The 2856-nt window shown below is 35.7% G+C and carries 2 protein-coding genes; both read right to left on the bottom strand.

Annotation, left to right across the window (positions count from 1 at the left end; translation table 11 throughout):
• Positions 1 to 258 precede the first annotated feature (258 nt).
• The gene (gene istB / locus M0R38_13395) at positions 259 to 1014 is read right to left on the bottom strand and encodes an IS21-like element helper ATPase IstB (GenBank protein MCK9482731.1); all 756 of its coding nucleotides are present in this window, start codon (positions 1012 to 1014) and stop codon (positions 259 to 261) included.
• Positions 1011 to 2570 (bottom strand): IS21 family transposase, encoded by a 1560-nt coding sequence (istA, locus tag M0R38_13390; GenBank protein ID MCK9482730.1) that lies wholly within the window; start codon positions 2568 to 2570, stop codon positions 1011 to 1013. Before istA ends, istB begins: the two co-directional genes overlap by 4 nt.
• Positions 2571 to 2856 lie beyond the last annotated feature (286 nt).

Below are 2856 nucleotides of genomic sequence, written 5' to 3'. Positions count from 1 at the left end.
GTAAGCCCAACAACAAGCGAACTTTCATTTTTGAAGATAATGAAATTACTATTAGACGAAATAAAAGGGGTACAGAAGGACCAAACATTAATAAAAGTAATACAAGAGACTTATTGGTACTATAGGATGCTTATTCTTGCTGATGCGGACAGTAGTTCTTGAAATACGCGGACACCTGTTCTCGCAACATGCGGACACTTGGTGGCCCAAATTTTCTAAAATATTACCACACAAAGTGGCAGTTGTCTTGATTTAGTTTTAATTCTCCTTTTCTTCTAAAATATTGGTTTCATTGGCTCTCAATGAAGGTCCTTTTAATTCAAAATTAAAACTGTTGTGAACTATTCTATCCATAATAGCATCAGCAATAGTCAAATCTTTAAATACTTCAATCCACTTGTTAAGTGGAAGTTGGCTGGTAACTATTAGAGGTTTTTCAGATACATACCTATCTTCAATAACCTCTAATAAATCCCTAGAAGATTCTGGATCTAGTTTTTGTAGGCCAAAGTCATCAATTATTAATAAATCTGGTTTTTTAAGATTATTCATAAGTTTGAAGAAAGTGCCGTCAGAACGAGCATTAGCAAGTTCAACTAACAAAAGTGGCAGGCGGTAGGACTTTACTGAATAACCTAAGATACAAGCTTCTCTTCCAAAGGCACTAGCTAAATAGGATTTACCAGTACCTGTAGCTCCTGTAAATAGAAGGTGTTTGTTTTGTTTAATGAAAGAACAATCTGACAGTCTTGCAACTAGTGCCCTATCTAATTTTCTATTGGAGCTAAATAGGATATTTTTAATTGAAGCGTTAGAGTTTCTTAGTTTTGCATTGCGTAACAACCTTCTAGTTTTGGCATCATGTTTTGCATCTAGTTGGTATTGAACTAACATACCAAATCTCTCTTCAAAAGAGAGACTTTCAATAGCTGGAACTGCCTGTTGCCTTAAAAGTTCATTCTTCATTGCGTGTAAACGTAACTCTGAAAGCTGATCATAAATTAGTTGAGTCATTTTAAACCTCCTATTTTAAGGGATTTCCACTGCTTAGTTCTTAAATCTTCAGGTTGAGGAACTGTTTCGTTGGCACATACAGAGGTTTGAATGAATTGTGCATTTGTTTTTAATAATCTAGACACAGTGGTGTAAGAGGGGCTGTTGAGTTCTAGTGCTTTACTACAAGCAGCATTAAGAGTTTGTATTGAATATTTTTTGGCAAGCATTAAAATCCCAAGACAAGATTTGTATCCTTGGGGTTCATAGTCGAAAGAACTTAGTATTGATTCAATTACGTCTCTGCACTCTTGGCTATAGTTGGATGCCCACCTTCGGTAATAATTACCATCTTTTTGTCCTAGGCTAAGGTAATATTTATCTTTTTCAGGCATATGTTCTGTTTTAGTAACATAACGTTTGCCACTATATTTTCTTTGATGTAGGGCAACTTGTTCATTTCCTACAAAGATTTGAATCCTATTTTGAAAAGCGTGAAGGGTGTAAGGTTTTTTAAAGAGGTAATAAGGAATTGAATAGTAAAAGGAGTCATACATAGCATGGTAGTAGTCAGGGACTGTACCCCTTTTAAAGTCATATATTTCCATATGAGATTTAGCTAAAGCTCTCATTGCAGGTAGATCTACTTTTTGATACAAAGATAACCTTGTCTCATTTTTCCTTGTACTTTCAGTGTAATTACGGTTAACTAACTCTTTTAATCTTCTTTTGATTACTTCATTGAGCTCATTAAGAGAGTAAAAAGGACCAGTATCTTTTAAAAACTCTAGTAGCCAAGTTTCTAACCATTTTACAGTTGTTTCAACACTAGCTTTATCTTTAGGCTTTCTAACTCTAGCTGGATGTATTGCTACTTTGTAATGCTGGGCCAGTTCTAGATAGGCTCTATTTAACTTAGGATCCCACATACTTGCTCTGGTTACTGCAGTTTGACAATTGTCTGGGACAATTATTTTAGGTAGAGCACCATACCATTTAAGTGCATTAACGTGGGCATTATTAAATGAGAACTGGTCCATATTGGTAGTGGCTTCACAGTAGGGATAACCGCTTACTCCAAGGGTGCTAACGAAAAAGTAGGTTTTTAATAATTTACCTTTTTGTGAGTCGAATACACATTTTAGTGTATCCCCTGCCCAATCTACATAAAGCTTTTCTCCAGGCTTTCTGTCAATTGGTGTGTAAACTCCATAGCCTTGCTCATTTTTCCAGTTGCGGTAGTGGAAGCAAAACCTGCTGTAACTTAGATCTGTTTCCCCTCTTTGAACTGCATCTTCCCAAAGGTACTGTTGGTTCTTTTTGCTAGTATTTAGTTTTTGGTGAATGACACTGTAATCTGGTAGCTTCTTTGTTTGCCTTCCTGGCGTTTCTGGGAAAATTAAACTTTTCAATTTTTTCTCTGTTAAAGTTTTTGCTACATCATAGTTAAGGTTAAGTTCTTTGCAGCGATTAATAATTTTACCAGCTGTTGTTTTACTACAAATTGATGTGTTTTCAATCTCTCTTAGAGAGTACGATAGTTGCTCATAAAGTCGCAACACCTCTAGGACTAACATATTTTCTGTGCACCTCATATTCCACCTCTTAAACAGTAGTTTAAGAGGTCAATAGCGATGCCAACAAGTGTCCGCGTGTTTCAGCAACACTGTCCGCGTAATTCAACAAAACTAACTTTTAATGTCCGCGTATTTCAGGAATCGTGTCCGCATGTGGCAAGAATGTGCACCTATAGTACCAATAAGTCTCTTGTATTACTTTTATTAATGTTTGGTCCTTCTGTACCCCTTTTATTTCGTCTAATAGTAATTTCATTATCTTCAAAAATGAAAGTTCGCTTGTTGT

The organism is Bacteroidia bacterium, from assembly GCA_023228875.1.
Lineage (GTDB): Bacteria > Bacteroidota > Bacteroidia > NS11-12g > UBA955 > JALOAG01.
The sequence above is the reverse complement of the archived record's forward strand: the minus strand, read 5'-3'. Positions and strand labels throughout refer to the sequence as shown.